The sequence below is a fragment of the Burkholderia sp. ZZQ-2 genome (assembly GCF_050768715.1).
Lineage (GTDB): Bacteria > Pseudomonadota > Gammaproteobacteria > Burkholderiales > Burkholderiaceae > Burkholderia > Burkholderia cepacia.
This window is the reverse complement of sequence record NZ_LDVA01000058.1, coordinates 57,628-76,874: the sequence shown is the minus strand read 5'-3', so window position 1 is coordinate 76,874 and position 19,247 is coordinate 57,628. Positions and strand designations below refer to the sequence as shown.

The following is a 19,247-nucleotide window of genomic DNA, read 5'->3' as shown; positions in this document are numbered from 1 at the left end:
TCCCTCCGACCGGGCACGCCTCGCGCGTCGCGCGACGGCGGCCCGTTATCGCCACCCGGCCCGGTGCCGGCTGGCCTGCCGAACAGTCTGCCCCACGTGCCGACGCGCCCGTTGATGCGCGTCAAGTGCGGCCGGCGCGCCCGCTGCTTCACGCCGGTTGCCGCAATTTCTAGTGACCCCATTACAAAAAACGTGTAAATCGCGCACAATTTCATCTTGAAATTAGACGTTGCGTGCAGCCGGTGCGAGTTTTGCCCGGTTTTGCTGCGCTGCCCCCGTGCCACGGGGCGGCCCCCGACAACAGAATGGCCATCGAATGACCGCCAGTGGAACCCCGACGCGTGACGCCCGAGGGCCCACGCGCCTCCAGATCATGTTACGCCAGCCGCTCGCGGCCGGCGTCGTTGCGCTGTGCGCCGGCGCGGCGCTGTCGCTCGGCGTCGCGCTGCTCGTGCGCGAGCAGTGGCAAGGCGCCGTCCATACGCGTTTCGAACGCCGCACGTCGCACGTGACGGCCATGCTCCGCCACGAGCTGCAGTCCGGCGTTGCCGTGCTCGCAGGCGCGCGCGGCGCGTTCAGCCTCGTCCCGGACATGACGCCCGAGCAGTGGCGCCGGTACGTGGACACGCTCGACCTCGACAGCGGCCGCTCGCCGGTTCGCCAGATCGGCTATGCGCCGCTGCCGCCCGCGACCCGCACCGCGCTCGCCGGCACGAACCCGATGCCGGCCGGCACGCTCGCGACCGCGGTGCTCAGCGCGCCGGCGTCGAATTCGCCCGTCGTGCGCTTCGGCGCCTCCGACGCTGCGCCGCTCGCGCGCGCGCTGCAGACCGGTGACATCGCGCTCGGCGTCCACCCGGCCGACGACGACACATCCCGCGACGCCCGCACCTTCACGCTGTTCGTGCCGGTCGCCGCGTCGCCGCATGCGGCCGCCCCGCCGTCCGGCACGCGCGAAGCCGCCGCCGACGGGGTGCTGTTCGCGGCGTTGAGCCCGCGTCGCCTGATCGAGCGCGCGCTCGACGCGGAACGCGGAATCGACGTGTCGATGACCGCCGGCGGCGACCGGCGTGCGATCGTCAGCGTCGAAACGACGACCGACGAGGCGTCGGCATCGCCCGACCTGATGCGGCGCACCGACGAGCTGAACTTCGGCGGCACCGTGCTGGCGCTCGCCTATTCCGCGGACGGCCGCCCGAGCGCAACCGGCGCGCAACGCGCGGCCGGCACCGTGCTCGCCGCCGGGCTGATCGCGTCGATCGCGTTCGCGATGCTCGTCCACGCACTGCTGCGCCGCACCGGTGCCGCCGATTCCGGTGCGAGCAGCCGCGGCATCCTCAACGAGGCGCGGATGATGGGCATCATCCGTTCGTCGATGGAAGCGATCATCACGATCGACGAGAAGCAGACGGTCGTGATCTTCAACCCGATGGCCGAGCAGGTGTTCGGCGTGTCCGCGATGGAAGCGATCGGCGCGCCGCTGTCGCGCTTCATCCCCGAACGGTTCCGCGCCGCGCACGCGAAGCACGTCGACCAGTTCGGCGTGACGGGCGTGTCCGAACGTCAGATGGGCCGCCAGCGGGTGCTGTTCGGGCTGCGCGCCAACGGCGAGGAATTCCCGATCGAGGCATCGATCTCGCAGATCCGCGACGCGTCGGGCAAGCTCTACACGGTCATGCTGCGCGACATCACCGAGCGGCTGCGCGCGGAGAATGCGCTGAAGCTGTCGCGCGAGGAATTGCGCGAACTGTCGGCGAACCTGCAGAACGTGCGCGAAGAGGAAAAGACCCGCATCGCGCGCGAACTGCATGACGACCTCGGCCAGCAGCTCACCGCGCTGAAGATGGATCTGTCGGTGGTCGAGCAGCAACTGCGCATGCCCGGCCGCGCGCTGCCCGACGCGGGCGTGCTGTCGCACCTGCAGGGCATGCGGCGGCTGATCGACGCGACGGTCGCATCGGTGCGGCGCATCGCGGCCGACCTGCGGCCCGTGATGCTCGACGATCTCGGCCTCGTGCCGGCGATCGAATGGCTCGCGAACGATTTCACGAACCGCTACGGGATCGACGTCGAGCGGCACATCGAAACGGGCGGCCTCACGTTCACCAGCGCGGGCGCGACCACGTTGTTCCGGATCGTCCAGGAAGCGCTGACGAACGTGGCGCGCCATGCGGATGCGACGCGCGTCGCGCTGCGGCTCGACGTGGAGGAAGGCTTCTGCGTGTTGCGCGTCGCGGACAACGGCCGCGGCTCGGCACCCGGCGGCCCGGCCCACGAAGACAAATCGTTCGGCCTGATCGGCATTCGCGAACGCGCCCACATGCTGGGCGGCACCGTGACGATCGACACCGCGCTCGCGCGCGGTTTCTCGATCACCGTCGCACTCCCGCTCAGCACCGTACAACAGGAAACGCTCATCACATGATCAAGGTGCTCATCGCCGACGACCATACGCTCGTACGCGACGGTCTGCGGCACATCCTCCAGAACGCCACCGGGTTCGAAGTGGCGGGCGAAGCCTGCGACGGCCCGTCGACGATCGCGCTCGTGCGCGCCACGCCCGCCCAGGTGCTCGTGCTCGACCTGTCGATGCCGGGCCGCAACGGCGTCGAACTGATCAAGCAGATCAAGGACGAGAAGCCCGCGCTGCGCGTGCTCGTGCTGACCATGCACGCGGAGCAGCAGTACGCGGTGCGCGCGTTCCGCGCCGGCGCGTCGGGGTATCTGACGAAGGAAAGCGCGAGCGCCGAGCTGGTCGGCGCGGTCACGAAGGTGGCGTCGGGCGGCGTCTACGTGAGCCTCGCGATGGCCGAGCAGTTCGCGCAGAGCCTGAACGAGCCGGCCGAGACGTTGCCGCACCAGCGGCTGTCCGATCGCGAATTCGACGTGTTCCGGCGGATCGCGGCGGGCCAGACGCTGACCGAGATCGCCAACGCGCTGTGCGTGAGCGCGAAGACGGTCAGCACGTACAAGACACGGATCCTGGAAAAGATGCAGATGCCGCACGAAGCGGCGCTGGTGCGCTACGCGATGCGGCACAAGCTGCTCGACGAAACGGACGACGTCTAGCGACGTCTGGCAGCGGATGGCGTGCGCCGCCCGACCGCGGGCGGCTCACCACGCCTACTTCGCGGGCACCGGGCACGCGAGATCGCCTTCCTCGCACGACAGATAGCCCTTCAGCGTTTCGGTGCGCGCTTTCGTCAGATCGTCGAGGCAGGTCGACACGACCATCGGATACGCGCTGCCGCCCTCGGCGTTCGCGCTGGAGAAGCTGCATTCGGCATCGCGGTACGCGATCCACGCACGCTGCGCGTTCACGAGCTTGTCGGCGAGCGGCCGCGCATCGCGCAGGCGCGCGGTGACGGCCTGGTAGATCCGGTTCAGTTCCCCGTCGGATTTCCTGTACGCGCGATCGGCGCACGCCGTCATCGCCGCCTGGTCCGTCGCGTCGGCACAATTCGCCTGCGCATGGGCGACGTTCGCCGCCAGCGCCAGTGCGCACAGCAGGCCGGTCAAGACACGCATGGATGCTCCTTGTTGTTCGTTGAAGTCGTGGAACCCGGTGCCGGGCCTGTCGCGCTGTCGCACATCGGCCGCCGTGCGGCGGCGATACCGATCGCGATGCTAGCGCACGCGCGCCGGCTTGTCAGCCGGCATCGCAGCGCCCGCGACGGCTTGCATATCGGCCGCGCGCACCTACACTGGAAAATCGATACGCCGCTTCAGGCCCGCGCTATCGCATCCATCCCGTCTCCGCTTCCGCGCATTCCTCAGCGCATTTCGCGTTCGCATCGCCGAGCGGGGTGACGACTCGTCAGTCAGGTTCCTCCACCCGGCCCAACGTGCTATCGCCGTCGCTCCCTGGAGGGAATCATGAGCTATCACCTGGAAGGCCGTCTGCTCGAGGTCTGCAACTGCCGCGTACTCTGCCCGTGCTGGATCGGCGAGGACCCGGATTTCGGCGTCTGCGACACGATCGTCGCATGGCATGTCGACAAGGGCACCGTCGACGGCGTCGACGTGAGCGGCAACACGATCGCCGCCGTGTGCCGCGTGCCCGGCAACATCCTGCAAGGCAACTGGACGGCCGCGATCTACGTCAGCGACACGGCATCCGACGCGCAGGAGCAGGCGCTGCTGAAGGTCTACACGGGCCAGGCCGGCGGCCCGATCGCCGAACTCGCGAAACTGATCGGCACGGTCGTGTCGATCGAACGCGCCCCCATCGCCTTCAACGTCGAAGGGGCACGCGGCACACTGTCGATCGGCACCGACTACCACGCGGAACTCGAGCCGTATCTCGGCCCGAGCGGCGCGCAGACGACGCTGACCGACACCGTGTTCTCGACGGTACCCGGCGCACCGGTGTTCGTCGGCAAGGCGCCGGTCTACCGGTCGAAGAACGCGGCGATCGGCATCGACGTCGATCTGAAGAATCACAACGCGCTGCAGAGCACGTTCCTGTTCGACGCGTGAAGCGCGATCGCACGCCCACGGTCATGGCTGCTTCGCTGCATCGGCGCCTGTTTCCGCTCGTGCTCGCGAGTCTCGCCGCGTTCGCGTGGCTCACGCTGTGGGCATGGACGCGCAGCCCGTACGGGCGCTACCTCGACCACGGCGACAGCGCATTGTCCGCACCGTTCAGCGCGCTTTGCCGCGCGCTGCCGGGCGGCACGCTGTGGCTGCCGGCCGCGTTCGACGCGGCCGGCTGGACGCTGATGATCCTCGCGATGATGCTGCCGACGACGTTGTCGCTGTTCGATGCGTTCGCCCGCGTCGTCGCGAGCCGCCCCGACCAGACGCGCCTGCTCGCGCTCGTCGGCATCGGCTACGTCGCCACGTGGAGCGGTTTCGGCCTCATCGCGCACGGCCTGCACGGGCTGGTGCTGGCAGGTGTCGCGCGCGTGCCGGCGCTCGCGTGGCGCGGCTGGCTGATCGGCGCGGCCGTCTTCGCGCTCGCGGGCGCGTTCCAGTTCAGCGGACTGAAGACGCACTGTCTCGATCGTTGCCGCACGCCGTTCAGTTTCGTGATCAGCCGCTGGCGTGGCCGCACGCCGATGCGTCACGCGTTTGCGCTCGGCGTCAGCCACGGGCTCTTTTGCGTCGGCTGCTGCTGGGCGCTGATGCTGCTGATGTTCGTCGTCGGCGCCGGCAGCCTCGGCTGGATGCTGGCGCTCGCCGCGTTGATGGCACTCGAGAAGAATGCGGCCTGGGGCCAGGCACTCACCGCGCCGCTTGGCGCCGCGTTGTTCGGTGCGGCCGTGCTGATCGTTGCCAGCCACGCGTGAGGCGCGCGATGCGACCGCTTGCCTCCACGTTCGCGCTGCATGTCCGGCCGGGCATGCGCGTCGCCGCGCTGACGTCGATCGCGATGCTCGCGTTCGCGTCGAATTCGCTGCTGTGCCGGCTCGCGCTGCAGGCCGGACGAATCGACGCGGCCAGCTTCGGCAGCCTGCGTCTCGTATCCGGCGCGCTGATGCTCGCGATCGTCGCGCGCGCGGGTGCGCGGCGGCCCGCCCCGCCTGCGGACTGGCCCGCCGCGGCGATGCTGTTCGTGTACGTCGCGTGCTTCTCGTTTGCGTATCTGACCGTCAGCGCGGCCACCGGCGCGCTGATCCTGTTCGGCGCGGTGCAGCTGACGATGTTTGCGGCGGGATGGCACGCCGGCGAACGGTTTGCCGCGACCGGCTGGGCCGGGTTCGGCGCGGCGCTCGGCGGACTGGTGTATCTCGTGTCGCCCGGGCTCGCCGCGCCCACGCCGCGCGGCGCCGCGCTGATGACGGCTGCGGGCATCGCGTGGGGAATCTATTCGATACGCGGCCGTCGGCCCGTCGATCCGGTCGCGGCAACCGCAGGCAATTTCCTGCGCGCCGCGCCGCTGGCGCTCGCGCTGAGCGTCGCACTCGCCGCCCGCTTTCACGTCACGCCGGCCGGCGCCGTACTCGCCGTGCTTTCCGGCGCGCTGACCTCGGGCCTCGGCTACGTGCTCTGGTACGCCGCGCTGCGGCACCTCACGGCGATGCGCGCCGCGGCGGTCCAGCTCTCCGTTCCCCCCATCGCTGCCTGCGGCGCGGTGCTGTTCCTGTCGGAACAGCCGACCTGGCGGCTCGCGCTCGCATCGGCCGCGATCCTCGGCGGTGTCGCGACCGTGCTCGCGACCCGGGCGCGCCAGGCGGGCAGCCGCCGCTGATGCGCATCGGGCGCAACGCGCTCGCGCCCGACCCGACGATTCAGGCAGCCAAAATGCGAAACCCGCACACGGACACCGTGCGCGGGTTTCGGAAGAGACGGCAAGCGCCGGGCGCCCCTGCAGGCGCTGCCAGGCTTAGTGGCCGAAGTACACCGACGAACGGTCGGCGGCGGTCGGCACGAGCACGCGCTGACCCGACTGCGACGTCCCGACAGGGTTCGAGCCGTAGCCCGTTGCATCGGCTTGCGCGCCGGTGTTCTGTGCGGCGGCGATCTTTGCCTGCGCGGCCTGGATGTTTTCCGGGTAATTGATCCAGTCGTTCGGGTTGTAACCGGCCTTTTCGAGCTGAACCAGCTCGGCGCGCACTTGCGCGCGCGTCAGCGGCTGCTGGCTCTGGGCGAACGAAACGACCGGTGCGGCCACCAGGGCGGCCAGTGCAACTGCCTTGATCAGCGATTTCATGATGCGTTACCTCCAGGATTGTTTTGTCAGGCGCTTCGGACTCGGGGTCGTTGCGCATGAGTAGAAGTCTAGGAGGCGGCCCTATCAGGGTAAATACTTAAATCACGAATTCACTGTTGACGGAAAACATACAATCGTCGCGGAATTCACTGAATCGTCAGACGATTATCGGCGTTCGCGCACCGAATGCCGCGATTCGGTACCCGGTGCGCTCCGCCGGGCATCAGCGCCCCGACGACGCCATCAGCCGGTCGAACAACAACGCCTTGAGGCGAATCAGGTCGTCGGCGCCGGTCTCGCCGAACGCCGCATGATGCAGCGTCAGCGCGGGCGCCGCCGGGTCGGCATGGACGGCCCGCACCGTGCCGTCGAGCGCCAGCAGCTCGACCCGGCCGCCCGTCGCGTACGGCAGCAGCACGCGCAAGGGCTCGCCGATGGCGGCAATCGGCCGGTCGACGGCAATCGACAGCCCGCTCACGCTGATGTCGTGCACCATCCCGATGCCTTCCGCGCCCTCCGCTCCGCCTGCGCAGCACGCGGCGATCCGCACCGGCACGCGCGGCTCCGCACGTGTGCGCAGGCGGTCGACGAAACCCGGCGGCGACAGGACCAGAAACCGCGCGCCGCCTGCCTCGTGCACCGATTCCACCGTCGCACCGAAACGCGACACCGCGGCGCGGCCGATGGCCACCGCCTCGATGTCGTCGCCACTCGCGAAGTCGAACGCGGCCGCCGGCTGCGGCTCGACGAACAGCGCACCCGAGGCGGCAATGCCGATCAGCCGGTAGCGCTGCAGCCCGCGGGTCGTGCCGACCCGGCGGCGGATGCCGATCGCGGCGCCCGCCGACAACCCCATTCGCGCGGCATGCGGCACCGCGTCGGGCACGCGCGGCGCGGTCTCGGTTTCGGCTACGGCTTCGGTGTCGTCGCGCCGGCGTACCGGCCGGAAATGGTCGAACAGGAATGCATGCTGCGCGGCATCGCGCAGCGTCGTGCCCGCCGGCAGCAGCGCGGCGCCGTCGGCATCGTAGAGATCGAAGGCGAACGGGACACCGGCGGCGAGATCGTCGCGCGTGAGCGCGACGTAGTCGGAAGATAGCCTCATCGGAGAGGCGCGGAGCGACCGCGCGAGCTGTCGTGACACCATGATTACGGCAGCCGCGCGCGAAATCTGAACGGCTCCGTTACTGCGAAGCGCCGCTCGCGTCGGGAGCGGCCGGCATGGGCGGCTGGGCCGGCGCAGCCGAAGGAGCGGCGGCCGGCGCAGCACCGAGGCCCGAACTGCCCCCGCCTGGCATGCTCGCACCCGCTGGCGGCTGAGCAGGCTGCGGTTGCGAAGCGCCGGCCGACAGCGCGGCAGCCGACGCGGCCACTTCGGACGCCGGTACCCATTCCTCGACGATGCCACCCGATGCCGCTTCCGGCGCGGAGGCGGCCGAGGCGGTCGATTCCGTGCCGGTGTCAGCCTCGGGCGCGCGCTCCACCCGCTGCGTCCTGACCGGCGCGGGCGCCTTCTCAGGCTTGGGCGGGAACCATGTGTCGAACAGGTCCGTCACGCGCTCGCGCAGCGACGCGAACCAGCCCGGCGACGGCTCGGTATCGAATTTCGCCTTCGTGTCGACGATCCGGGCGCGCTGCGCACGCTGGAAGAAATCGCCGACGATCGGCAGCGCGCTGTGCGCGCCCTGCCCCCAGTAATCGCTGCGCAACGTCACGCGGCCGTCGTCGAAACCGACCCACGCGCCGGCAACGAGGCCGGGCTGCATCAGGATGAACCAGCCGTCCGCGTTGTCCTGCGTCGTGCCCGTCTTGCCGGCCACGTCGCCGCGAATCCCGAAGCGCGTGCGGATGCTGCCGCCCGTGCCCCGCGTCACGACGTCGCGCATCACGCTGAGCAGCGTCTTGTCGGTCTCGGCGTCGAGCGCGCGCTCGGGCGGCGCCGGCGCGTATTCGGCGAGCACGTCGCCCTGGCGGTTCTCGATGCGCGTCACCATCTGCGGCTCGACATACAGCCCGCCGTTCGCGACCGTCGCGTACGACGCGACCATCTCCTTCAGCGTGACCGGGCTCGTGCCGAGCGCGAGCGACGGCACGCGTTCGAGCGGGCTTTCCCGCACGCCCATGTCGCGCGCGAGCCTGGCGACGGAGACCGGCCCGACCTTCTCCATCACCTGCGCGGTGATCCGGTTGCGCGACAGCGCGACCGCGTCGCGCAGCGTCATCGGCTTGCCCGTCGGCGGCACGTCGTCGTTCGGCCGCCAGATCTCGCCGCCCTTCAACGGGATCTCGACCGGCTGGTCGATGAACGTGTCGTCCGGCTTCATCCCGTTCGCGAACGCGACGCCATAGACGAACGGCTTGAACGTCGAGCCCGGCTGGCGCCGCGCCTGCGCGACGTGGTCGAACGGCTCGCTGGTGAAGTCGCGGCTGCCGACCCACGCGCGGATCTGCCCGTTGCGCGGGTCGATCGCGAGGAAGCCGGCCTGCACGTCGGTCTTGGTCTTGCACAGCGCACGCATGAAGCCGCGGTCGGCCGCGAGCAGCTTCATCGCGGCCGCGTCGTCCTTGCCGGCGTCCTGCGCGGCCTTGTACTCGGGCGACTCGCGCATGAAGGTGCGGAAGACCTCGTTGTCGGTGCCGCAGCCGTCGCGGCCGCTCCACGCGTTGTTCGCGATGCCCTGCAACTGGTTGCCCTGCAGCGTGAGTGCCTGCGTCGCCATCTGCTGCAGCCGCGAGTCGATCGTCGTGCGCACGATCAGCCCGTCCGCGTAGATGTTGTAGTCGTTGCGGTCGGCCCACGCGATCAGCCATTTGCGGAGTTGCTGCGCGAAATGCGGCGCCGGCCCGGGCGGCTCCTTCTGGCGCTCGAAATCGATCCGCAACGGCCGGCGCTGCAATTGCGCGAACTGCGCGGGCGACAGCTTGCCGTACTTCACCATCTGGCCGAGCACCGTATTGCGCCGCTGCAGCGCGCGCTCGGGGTTCAGCACCGGGTTGTAGTAGCTGTTGCCCTTCAGCATCCCGACGAGCGTCGCGCTGTCGAGCACGTCGAGCTCGTCGGCGGACTTGTCGAAATAGGTGCGCGCGGCCATCTCGACACCGTACGCGTTGTACAGGAACGGCACCGTGTTCAGGTAGGTCTCGAGGATCTGGTCCTTGCTGTAGACGGCCTCGATCTTCAGCGCGGTGATCGCCTCCTTCACCTTGCGCGTGAGCGTCGGCGCGCGGCCGATTTCGTCCGGATACAGGTTGCGCGCGAGCTGCTGCGTGATCGTCGAGCCGCCCTGGCGGCTGCCCGAGAACGTATGGAGCGCGGCCGATGCCGTGCGCTTCCAGTCGAGGCCGTGATGCTCGTAGAAGCGGTGATCCTCGGTCGCGATCAGCGCGTCGACCATGCGCGGCGAGATCTGCTTGAGCGGCACCCATTCCCGGTTCGACGGCTTGAATTCAGCCAGCAGCTTGCCGTCGGCGGACAGCACCTGCGCGGGCTGGTCGACACGCGCCTTGCGGATGTCGCCGATGCCCGGCGTAAACGGGATGAGCACGACCACGTACACCACGAACAGCGCCGGCACGGCGGCGCCCGCGAGCAGCACGCCGCGGCGCGTCGGATGACGCAGGTGGTGCCACGCAACGGCGGCGAGAGGCTTGACCCGCGCGACGGCGGCAGCCGCGACGGGTTGGGCGCGCGCGACCCATCTGGCACAGAAGTCACGCACTGACGACACGTTTCGGCGATTCACGCGGGTGGAGCTCGGCTGAAAAGGGTGCATCGTACCAAACTCGCGCGGCCCGCCGAACCGCGACGGCGTCGCGCCCGCCTGCACGGGCGGCCGGGCGCCGGTTCACACGCAAAAAAGGCGCGCGCTCCCTCACGGGAACGACGCGCCAAGCCTGGTACGACAAACGGGAAGCCGCGCAACGCGCGGCCGATCGGCGCGGCGACTCAGCGCACGAGAAAACCGTAGGTCAGCGGATCGCGCTCGTCGACGATCCAGTTCGCGAACCCGCAGATATGCGCGCAGCCTTCCACTTCCGGAATCACGGCGGGCATGCCGCCGACCGTCGTTTCGCGCAGCACGCGCCCCTTGAAGACCGTGCCGACGATCGATTCGTTGACGAGCGTGTCGCCGGCCGCGAGCAACCCGCGCTGGTAGAGCTGCGCGACCCGGCCGCCGGTGCCGGAGCCCGTCGGCGAGCGGTCGACCTCGCGATCCGCGAACACGCAGCAGTTCGCCTGCGTCGAGCCCGGATGGCGCGGCGCGTTCGCGATGATCGTGCCGTAGATGTGGTTGATTTCCGGAATCTCCGGATGCACGACCGGGTATTTCGCGTTCGCGGCGGCCTTCACTTCCGCGCCGAAGCGGATCAGCCTTTCCACCGCCGCTTCGCGCACCGGCAGGTCGAACGGCGCGCCGTCGACGTAGAAATAGAACGCGCCGCCGTACGCGATGTCGCCGGTCACGGTGCCGAACGACGGCGTCTCGACCGACACGTCGCGTTGCCAGATGAACGACGGCACGTTGACGAAGCGCACCGGCCCCGCATGCTCGCCGTCCCACTTCACGAAAGCCTCGATGAAGCCGCACGGCGCGTCGATGCCGACCCGCGTTTCCGGCACCGTGCGCTGCACCCAGCCGAGCTCGACGGCGGCGGTCGACAGCGCGATCACGCCGTGTCCGCAATGGTCGCTGTAGCCTTCGTTGTGCACGAAGATCACGCCGAAATCGGCAGTCGGCGACACCGGCTCGGTGAGGTAGCCGCCGTACATGTCGGCGTGGCCGCGCGGTTCGAACATCAGCGCGCGGCGGATCTCGTCGGCGTTCTCCTTGAGCCACGCGCGGCGCTGGACGATCGTGTCGCCCGGCAGTCTCGGCAGCCCGCTCGTGACGATGCGGAACGCTTCGCCGCCCGTATGCACTTCGACGGTGGAAAGGGATCGGGAAATTTTCATGGTCGATCGGATGCGTGGAAACGAAGGACGGCGGTCGCGCCGCCGTCCGGTGACAGGCTTGTGCGGCGCTTACTTCGCGTACGGTTCCGGCAGGCCGTTGCGGATCACGTAGACGGTCGTCGGCGCGCCCTTCAGGTCGCCGTTCGCGTCGAACGAATAGGTGCCCGCGACGCCCGCGTAGTTCGACTTCGCGAGCTGCGCGATCAGCTTCGCCTTGTCGGTGGTCGTACCGGCCTTGACCATCGCGTCGGCGAGCAGCTTCATCCCGTCGTAGTAGTTCACGCCGTAGACCTGCGTATCGGTGTGATACGTGTCGTGGTACTTCTTCAGGAATTCGCGGCCGGCCGCCGTCTTCTCGAGCGCGACGCCGCCCTGCGCGCAGTAGACGATCGATGCCGCGTCGCCCGCGACCTTGCCCATGTCGGCCGAGCAGATGCCGTCGCCGCCGAGCAGCTTCGCGCGCAGGCCGCGCTGCTTCATCTGCTTGGCCATCGGCGCACCCTGCGCCGCATAGCCGCCGAGGAAGATCACGTCGGGGTTGCTGGCCTTGATCTTGGTGAGGATGCCGAGGAAATCGGTGGCCGACGAGTTCGTGAATTCCTGGTCGACGATCCTGATCCCGTTCGCCTTCGCGACGTTCATGAACTGTTCGGCGACGCCCTGCCCGTACGCGGTGCGATCGTCGATCACGGCGGCGGTTTTCGCGTTCAGCGTCTTCGCGGCGAACGTGGCCATCGTGCCGCCGAGCTGCTCGTCGCTCGCGCCGATCCGGAAGATGTTCTTGAAGCCCTGTTTGGTCAGCGCCGGGTTCGATGCGACCGGCAGCATCGGCACGCCGGCATTCGAGTACACACGCGATGCGGGAATCGCGACGCCCGAGTTGTACGGGCCGAGCACCGCGACGACGCCCTTGTCGACGAGGTTCTGCGCCACCTGCACGCCCGCTTTCGGGTCGGCCTGGTCGTCGTCGGAAACCAGTTTGAACGTGACGGTCTTGCCGGCGACCTTGATGCCGGCCTTGTTGAGTTCGTCGACGGCCAGGCGCGCGCCGTTTTCATTGTCCTTGCCGTTCGCGGCCTGCGGGCCGGTCAGCGGCGCCGAATGGCCGATCATCACGACTTCCTGCGCGTGCGCGGAAGTCAGCGCGCCGGCGGCAATGGCCACCGAAAGCGCGGTAACGAGGTGTCGCATGATGTCTCCTGATTGGTTTTGTGTGAAACCAATGTAGGACACGCGTGGTCACCGCGCAAGCAATTTCAAAATAAAGTGTTCGATTCTGGTCATTTTTCAGACCAGAACGATTTCGACGCGGTCACTTCGGCGCGATGTCGCGCCGCACGCGGCGGATGTGCTGCTCGACATAGAACGCCGCCGCATCGGCGTCGCCCGACACGATCGCCTCGTAGATCAGCCGATGCTCGGACACGTAGAGCCGGATCCGGCCGGCGTCGTAGATGCCGTCGTCCTTCAGCCGCTTCCACAGCGGCTGGTCCATCGTCTTCGCGACTTCGTCCGCGATCTTCACGATCAGCGCGTCGCCGGTCATCAACGCGAGTTGCCGGTGGAACAACCGGTCGCTCTCGTTCCACAGCGCCCGCTGATGGGGATCGTCGACATCGGTAATGGTTTCCATCTGGGCCAGGTAGCGTTCGGCGCCGGGGTCGGCCCGGCCGTGCGCGGCCGCGAGGCGCGCGATCGCCGGCTCGAGGATCAACCGCACGTCGAGCGTCGACGTCGGGCTGAAATCGGCTTCTGACGCCTCGTGCGTGTCGCCGCGCTGCGCGAGCACGTCGAGCGGCGCCGCGACCACGTAGGTGCCCGAATTGCGCTTCGTGAACACGAGCCCTTCGTTCTGCAGCGCGCCGAGCGCTTCGCGCACGGCCGGCCGGCCGACCTGGAACAGCCCCGCGAGCTCGCGCTCGGACGGCAGCCGCGACTCGGCGGCGTAGCGCCCCGCGCGAATCTCGTCGCGGATCTTCTCGGCCACCTGCTCGTAGATCTGCAGCGGCTTGAATCCGCCTTCGAGTGAGTCGGGACGCGCGGACATCATCGTGTAGCTCCTGCCCGGTCGCGGGCGTGAATCTGGAATGGGTTCGCACTATACCGGAGCGCGCCGGCATCGAGGCCATGGCGGCCCTTCTGGACAGATATTAGAACCAAAACCGGCAAGGCGCTTTATTTTCTGGGTTGCAGACGGGCCAGCAAGTGGTATAGATTCGATCCACACTGCCCTGTGTCACGGTACCCGGCAGATTTGTGGCGGGCGCGGCATGCGCCCGTCGTCCACGCTCACCGACGCATGCGACGTACACGATGACCGCGCTTTCCCCGATTCCCGTTTTCGATGCGGCCGACACGGCCGCGCTGCTCGACTACCCGGCGCTGCTCGCCACGCTCAGGCAGGCCGTCGCCGACTATGCGGCGGGCGAGATCGTCAGTCCCGAGCGTCTGGTCGTGCCGCTGCAGGCCGGCGGCGTGATGCTGTCGATGCCGTCGAGCGCGCGTGACCTCGCGACCCACAAGCTCGTGAACGTGTGCCCGGGCAACGGCGCGCGCGGGCTGCCGACGATCCTCGGCCAGGTGACCGCGTACGACGCGACCACCGGCGAGATGCGCTTCGCGCTCGACGGCCCGACGGTCACCGGACGCCGCACGGCGGCCATCACCGCGCTCGGCATCCAGGCGCTGCACGGCGCCGCGCCGCGCGACATCCTGTTGATCGGCACCGGCAAGCAGGCGGCCAATCACGCGGAAGCGCTCGCGGCGATCTTTCCCGACGCGCGCCTGCACGTGCGCGGCAATCGCGCCGACAGCGCGGCGGCATTCTGCGCCGCGCACCGCGCGCACGCGCCGCATCTCGCACCGCTCGACGGCGACGCGGTTCCCGATGCGATCGACGTCGTCGTGACGCTGACGACGAGCCGCACGCCCGTCTACCGCGAAGCCGCGCGCGAAGGCCGGCTCGTGGTCGGCGTCGGCGCGTTCACCGCGGATGCCGCGGAAATCGACTCGAACACCGTGCGCGCCAGCCGGCTGGTCGTCGACGATCCGGCCGGCGCCCGCCACGAGGCCGGCGACCTGATCGTCGCGCAGGTCGACTGGCAGCAGGTCGCGTCGCTCGCCGACGCGCTGGGCGGCGCATTCGACCGCACCGGGCCGCTGCTGTTCAAGAGCGTCGGCTGTGCGGCGTGGGATCTGGCCGCGTGCCGAACCGCGCGCGATGCGCTCGACGCGCGCCGGGCCGGCTGATCCGGCAGCACGACCCGCCTGCCCCACAGGCGGCACGTCACACCGGGGCCGCTCCGGCGGTTTCCCGTACGCGTTGTAGGAATCGCCCTACAACGCGTCGCCGCGGCCTACATCAACTTCCAATTCGGCCGATTTCATTTTCGGCGGCGCAACACGATACTGCCGGCATGAATGCCAGCCAGTTGCCCGCCGCGCTCCGGGTGTTTCTCGTCGATCACGCCGTCGCCGTCCGACAGCGGATCGCGCTGCTCGTCGGCGCGATCCGCGGTGTCGCCGTCGTGGGCGAGGCGGAAGACGGCCAGGACGCGTGGACGCATATCCGCAGCAGTCAGGCGGATGTCGTGATCGTCGACCTGCGGCTGGCGGACGGCAGCGGCCTCGACCTGATCGGGACGCTGTCGAAGGCCGCGCCGCGCATCGTCACGATCGTGCTGACGAATCACTCGGCGCCGGCATTCAGAGAGGCATGCGCGTCGGCCGGAGCCGACTACTTCTTCGACAAGACCGTCGAATTCGACGCCGCATGCCGCGTCATCGAATCCCTGGTGCACGCTCGCGTGCACCGCCCCTGACGAGCCGGAGTGACTCATGTCCACAGCCACCGCCTGCGCCGCCGACGTATCCATCACGCCCCGGCCGACGATTCCGCTTCGCGCGGTCACGCGTGCCGACGCCGCCAAGCATCCCGCCGCGCGCTGCTCGGCGTGCGCGATGCGCTCGATGTGCCTGCCGCCGCAACTGACGGCCGCCGAATACGGCCGCCTCGACGCGATCATCTGCACGACCCGGCAGGTGCGCCAGGGCGACGCGCTGTTCCGCACCGACGATCCGTTCCAGAGCATCTACGCGGTGCGCGCGGGTTCGTTCAAGACGGTGATGATGCATCGCGACGGCCGCGAGCACGTGACGGGCTTCCAGATTGCCGGTGAAACGCTCGGGATGGACGGCATCGGCAGCGGCCAGCACTGCTGCGACGCGATCGCGCTCGAAGACAGCGTCGTGTGCATCATCCCGTTCGGCGCGCTCGAAGCGGCGTGCCGCGAGATCAAGCCGATGCAGCACTTCCTCTACCAGATGCTGAGCAGCGAGATCGTCCGCGAATCGAGCCAGATGCTGCTGCTCGGTACGATGTCGGCCGAACAGCGCGTCGCGCAATTCCTGCTGAACCTGTCGTCGCGCTTCGAGGCGCGCGGCTATTCGGCGACGGAATTCAACCTGCGGATGACGCGCGAGGAAATCGGCTGCTATCTCGGGATGAAGCTCGAAACCGTCAGCCGGATGTTCTCGCGGTTCCATCGCGAAGCGCTGGTCGAAACGCGCGGCAAGCGCGTGCGCATCATCGACTCGCAAGCGCTCGCCCGGGTCTGACCGGGCGCGCCGGCGCGGCATCGCGTGCGATGCCTCATTGCGCCGCGCTGCCTGCCGCCGCATCGCGCAGCCCCACCCTTGCACCGCCCGCCTGGCATGCGATCAGCGCCTGTTCGGCCTGCATGAACGCGCGGCGCAGCGTGTCGTCCATGTCGTCGCCGACACACGCCGGCAGCAGCCAGAGCGACGTGTCGCGCATCACGAGGTCGAGCCGCACGTCGTACCGGCGCGCGCCATCGGCGGCGGCACGCGATTCGATGGCGAGGTGGCAGCCGTCGATCAGCGCGCGGAAGCGCTCGAGCCGCACCAGCAGCGCGCCGGCTTCGGCTTCGATCGCGGCGGTACCCGCGAATCCATGGCAGGCGATCTGCATGCCCACGCCCATGTCGTGTCTCCTGACGGGGCCGCCCGCTCGTCGACCGCCTTGCATATGCCGCCCGCATCGACATGCGGCGGCACGTGTTGCCCGTGGCACGGCGCGATTTCTTCGATCGCTGCCCGGCCGATAGTCTGCCCGCGCCTTCGTCGGCGCGGGATCGTTCATACGTTGAAGGTCTGCGACGCCTTCATCTCGATCCATGTCATGCCTGCCCGCAGCCCTTCGATCATCGCCTCACGCTCGGTCGGATACGCATGGCTGTGCTCGAACGTATGGTGAAAGCGCGCGGCGCCGGCGCCATGCTCGACCGACACGCGGCAGCGGAATTCGCCCGATTCGCACGGGCGCGTCTCGACTTCGACGGACCAGTCGCGTTCGTGAATGTTGCCCTGCAGTGTCATGCACCCTCCTGCTGTATCCGTCTCAGAGCCGGAAGTGGCCGCTGTGCAGCAGCACCGGCCGGCCGCCGATTTCCTCGAGCATGCGTCGCGCCATCGCCTCGATCGCCGACCGGTGCGCTTCGAATGCGGCCAGCAGGTCGCGTTCGAGCAGCGACGGCGCGCCGAAATGATCTTCCAGCGCCTCGGCCGTGACCGCGCACTGCACGCAACGTCCGTCGACCAGCGCCGAAAACGCCACGACCAGGTCGCGTGCGCAATATTCGGGCGGTTCCGGCGGGAAGGCAATCTGCATCTGTCCGCCTGTCATCGTCGTGATGGCTCCATGACAAGAGCATAGTGGCGCGCGCGCCTCCACGCTTGACCCACGTCAACGGGTTCGCTGCGCTGCACGATGGACGGCGCGGCAGCGTGCCGGCCGCGACTGCGCGACGCCCCCTCGCTCGCTTTCAACCCGCCTTCAACCCACGTTCAACCCGCGTCGGGCTCGATCGTCGCGCCGCGTTCCGCGAGCAGTTCGCGCAGCACGCTGCGGTGGCAATGGCGTTCGTCGTCGCAATAGCAGCCGATCGAGAACGCGGTGGTCGCCGACAGCGCCGCCAGCAGGTCAAGCACCTTCGGCGCGTCGCCATGCGCCATCTCCGCGCGGAAGTGACGCCGGAACGCGTTCCATTCGGCGTCCGTTTCGGCGGCCTGCGCCTGCGCGACGAGTTCCGGGCTCGGCGACAACGTCGGCAGCCATACATCATAGTAGTTGCGCGACGCGAATTCCGCCTTCGGCACGCCGCGCGGCGGCCGCCGCACCGTGCCGATCCGCAGGCCCTCGCCGGCCGCGCGCGGCGTGCCGAGCTGGATGATCCGGATGCCCATGTCGCTCCTTTTCGTGTTGCGTCCGATTGCGTGATCGTACCGCCGCGCCTGCGCCCCCGTCAGCCGGGTGGCGGACATTGCGGCCGCACAAAGAAAAACCGGCTGCCCCCTTGCGGGAGACAGCCGGTTCGGCCAGCCGCGTTGCGCGCCGGGGCGCGCCGCGATCAGACGCCGCTCTTCAGCACCTTGCCGATCGCATCGGCGACGATGGCGACGTTCGAGTCGTTCAGGCCCGCGACGCACATCCGGCCCGAACGCAGGATGTACACGCCGTGCACTTCGCGCAGCGCGTCGACCTGCGATTCGGTCAGGCCCGTGTACGTGAACATGCCGCGCTGCTTCACGTAGCGCGTCAGTGCCTCGCCGCTGACGTGGTCGCGCAGGCCGTCATGGATCGACTGGCGCATCCGCGCGATGCGGCGGCACATCGCCGCCAGTTCCTCTTCCCACTGCTTGCGCAGCGCCGGCGTGCCGAGCACGGCGGCCACGACCTTCGCGCCGTAGGTCTGCGGGTTGCTGTAGTTCGAGCGCACGGCGCCGGCCAGCTGGCCGAGCACGCGGTCGGCCGCGGCGGCATCCTCGCAGACGACGCTCAGGCCGCCCACGCGTTCGCCGTACAGCGAGAAGTTCTTCGAGAACGAGTTCGCGACCAGCGCCGGCACGCCGCGGCGGGCCAGTTCGCGCACCGCGAACGCGTCCGCGTCGAGGCCCGCGCCGAAGCCCTGGTAGGCCATGTCGACGAACGGCAGCAGCCCGCGCGCCTCGATCACGTCGATCAGCTTCTCCCACTGGCCTTCGTCGAGGTCGACGCCGGTCGGGTTATGGCAGCACGCGTGCAGCAGCACGATGCTGCGCGCCGGCAGCGCGTCGATCGCCGCGAGCATCGCGTCGAACTTCAGGCCGCCCGTCGCCTCGTCGTAGTACGGATACGTGTTCACCGTGAAGCCGGCGCGCTCGAAGATGAAGCGGTGGTTTTCCCAGCTCGGATCGCTGAGCCACACCTGCGAATCCGGGAAATAGCGCTTCAGGAAATCGGCGCCCACCTTCAGTGCGCCGGAGCCGCCGAGCGTCTGCAGCGTCGCGATGCGGCCGGCCGCGCGGGCCGGGTGATCGGCGCCGAACACGAGCGCCTGCACGGCGTCGCGATACGCGGCGAGGCCGACCATCGGCAGGTACGGCTTCGCGCCGAGGTCGCGCTGCAGCGCGGTTTCGGCTTCGCGCACGGCGCCCATCACCGGAATCCGGCCTTCGGCGTCGAAGTAGATGCCGATGCTCAGGTTGACCTTCTGGTCGCGCGGATCTTTCTGGAAGTTCTCGTTGAGCGTCAGGATCGGGTCGCCCGGGTACGCGTCGATGTGTTCGAACATGGCTTGA

At 69.0% G+C, this 19,247-nt stretch carries 20 protein-coding genes; 8 read left to right on the top strand and 12 right to left on the bottom strand.

Going from position 1 to position 19,247, the window contains the following annotated elements; all coding sequences use genetic code 11:
- Positions 1-316: 316 nt before the first annotated feature.
- Entirely contained in the window at positions 317-2,425 is a 2,109-nt protein-coding gene (locus tag ABY44_RS02280; protein ID WP_060170945.1) for a PAS domain-containing sensor histidine kinase, read from the top strand.
- Positions 2,422-3,069: a response regulator gene (locus tag ABY44_RS02275; protein ID WP_006483707.1), complete on the top strand. Its 648-nt coding sequence runs from the start codon at positions 2,422-2,424 to the stop codon at positions 3,067-3,069. Before ABY44_RS02280 ends, ABY44_RS02275 begins: the two co-directional genes overlap by 4 nt.
- A 54-nt stretch (positions 3,070-3,123) precedes the next feature.
- Here the strand turns inward: ABY44_RS02275 and ABY44_RS02270 are convergent, their stop codons facing one another.
- Entirely contained in the window at positions 3,124-3,528 is a 405-nt protein-coding gene (locus ABY44_RS02270; RefSeq protein ID WP_021159155.1) for a lysozyme inhibitor LprI family protein, read from the bottom strand.
- Positions 3,529-3,876: 348 nt separating this feature from the next.
- On the opposite strand from ABY44_RS02270, the gene ABY44_RS02265 reads away from it, so the two are divergent.
- The 3 genes from ABY44_RS02265 to ABY44_RS02255 are packed head-to-tail and all read left to right on the top strand — an operon-like array spanning position 3,877 to position 6,193.
- Positions 3,877-4,479 (top strand): DUF1326 domain-containing protein, encoded by a 603-nt coding sequence (locus ABY44_RS02265; RefSeq protein ID WP_059683480.1) that lies wholly within the window; start codon positions 3,877-3,879, stop codon positions 4,477-4,479.
- A 23-nt stretch (positions 4,480-4,502) separates the two neighbouring features.
- Positions 4,503-5,291, top strand: coding sequence for a DUF2182 domain-containing protein (locus ABY44_RS02260; protein ID WP_060171247.1), 789 nt, complete (start codon positions 4,503-4,505; stop codon positions 5,289-5,291).
- An 8-nt stretch (positions 5,292-5,299) separates the two neighbouring features.
- Positions 5,300-6,193 (top strand): DMT family transporter, encoded by an 894-nt coding sequence (locus ABY44_RS02255; RefSeq protein ID WP_059694888.1) that lies wholly within the window; start codon positions 5,300-5,302, stop codon positions 6,191-6,193.
- Positions 6,194-6,328: 135 nt separating this feature from the next.
- Here the strand turns inward: ABY44_RS02255 and ABY44_RS02250 are convergent, their stop codons facing one another.
- The 6 genes from ABY44_RS02250 to ABY44_RS02225 form a co-directional block, all read right to left on the bottom strand.
- Positions 6,329-6,655, bottom strand: coding sequence for a DUF4148 domain-containing protein (locus ABY44_RS02250; protein ID WP_027791556.1), 327 nt, complete (start codon positions 6,653-6,655; stop codon positions 6,329-6,331).
- A 223-nt stretch (positions 6,656-6,878) separates the two neighbouring features.
- The gene (locus tag ABY44_RS02245; RefSeq protein ID WP_060170947.1) at positions 6,879-7,760 is read right to left on the bottom strand and encodes a PilZ domain-containing protein; all 882 of its coding nucleotides are present in this window, start codon (positions 7,758-7,760) and stop codon (positions 6,879-6,881) included.
- Between the two features lie 79 nt (positions 7,761-7,839).
- Positions 7,840-10,428: a penicillin-binding protein 1A gene (locus ABY44_RS02240; RefSeq protein WP_060171249.1), complete on the bottom strand. Its 2,589-nt coding sequence runs from the start codon at positions 10,426-10,428 to the stop codon at positions 7,840-7,842.
- A gap of 173 nt (positions 10,429-10,601) precedes the next feature.
- Positions 10,602-11,609, bottom strand: a complete 1,008-nt coding sequence (gene lhpH / locus ABY44_RS02235; RefSeq protein ID WP_060170949.1) for a trans-3-hydroxy-L-proline dehydratase — start codon at positions 11,607-11,609, stop codon at positions 10,602-10,604.
- A 69-nt stretch (positions 11,610-11,678) separates the two neighbouring features.
- Positions 11,679-12,800 carry a branched-chain amino acid ABC transporter substrate-binding protein gene (locus ABY44_RS02230; protein ID WP_059694892.1) on the bottom strand — a complete coding sequence of 374 codons (1,122 nt, stop codon included), beginning with the start codon at positions 12,798-12,800 and terminating at the stop codon, positions 11,679-11,681.
- 121 nt (positions 12,801-12,921) lie between these two features.
- A complete protein-coding gene (locus ABY44_RS02225) occupies positions 12,922-13,659 on the bottom strand; it encodes a FadR/GntR family transcriptional regulator (RefSeq protein WP_059683474.1) in 738 nt (245 codons plus the stop codon).
- Between the two features lie 263 nt (positions 13,660-13,922).
- Here ABY44_RS02225 and lhpI point away from each other — a divergent pair, with 263 nt between their 5' ends.
- From lhpI to ABY44_RS02210, 3 genes are all read left to right on the top strand, one after another.
- The gene (gene lhpI / locus ABY44_RS02220) at positions 13,923-14,858 is read left to right on the top strand and encodes a bifunctional Delta(1)-pyrroline-2-carboxylate/Delta(1)-piperideine-2-carboxylate reductase (protein ID WP_060170951.1); all 936 of its coding nucleotides are present in this window, start codon (positions 13,923-13,925) and stop codon (positions 14,856-14,858) included.
- 167 nt (positions 14,859-15,025) lie between these two features.
- On the top strand, positions 15,026-15,430 hold the full coding sequence (locus ABY44_RS02215; RefSeq protein ID WP_027791549.1) for a response regulator transcription factor: 405 nt from the start codon (positions 15,026-15,028) through the stop codon (positions 15,428-15,430).
- A 16-nt stretch (positions 15,431-15,446) separates the two neighbouring features.
- Positions 15,447-16,226 (top strand): helix-turn-helix domain-containing protein, encoded by a 780-nt coding sequence (locus tag ABY44_RS02210; RefSeq protein WP_021159167.1) that lies wholly within the window; start codon positions 15,447-15,449, stop codon positions 16,224-16,226.
- Positions 16,227-16,260: 34 nt separating this feature from the next.
- Here the strand turns inward: ABY44_RS02210 and ABY44_RS02205 are convergent, their stop codons facing one another.
- The 5 genes from ABY44_RS02205 to ABY44_RS02185 form a co-directional block, all read right to left on the bottom strand.
- Positions 16,261-16,611: a hypothetical protein gene (locus ABY44_RS02205; protein ID WP_027791547.1), complete on the bottom strand. Its 351-nt coding sequence runs from the start codon at positions 16,609-16,611 to the stop codon at positions 16,261-16,263.
- A gap of 155 nt (positions 16,612-16,766) precedes the next feature.
- Positions 16,767-17,006, bottom strand: coding sequence for a hypothetical protein (locus ABY44_RS02200; protein ID WP_006479066.1), 240 nt, complete (start codon positions 17,004-17,006; stop codon positions 16,767-16,769).
- A 22-nt stretch (positions 17,007-17,028) separates the two neighbouring features.
- Positions 17,029-17,313, bottom strand: coding sequence for a DUF1488 domain-containing protein (locus ABY44_RS02195; protein ID WP_027791546.1), 285 nt, complete (start codon positions 17,311-17,313; stop codon positions 17,029-17,031).
- 161 nt (positions 17,314-17,474) lie between these two features.
- Positions 17,475-17,873, bottom strand: coding sequence for a DUF488 domain-containing protein (locus tag ABY44_RS02190; protein WP_021159171.1), 399 nt, complete (start codon positions 17,871-17,873; stop codon positions 17,475-17,477).
- Between the two features lie 164 nt (positions 17,874-18,037).
- Entirely contained in the window at positions 18,038-19,240 is a 1,203-nt protein-coding gene (locus ABY44_RS02185; protein WP_021159172.1) for an amino acid aminotransferase, read from the bottom strand.
- Positions 19,241-19,247: the final 7 nt, after the last annotated feature.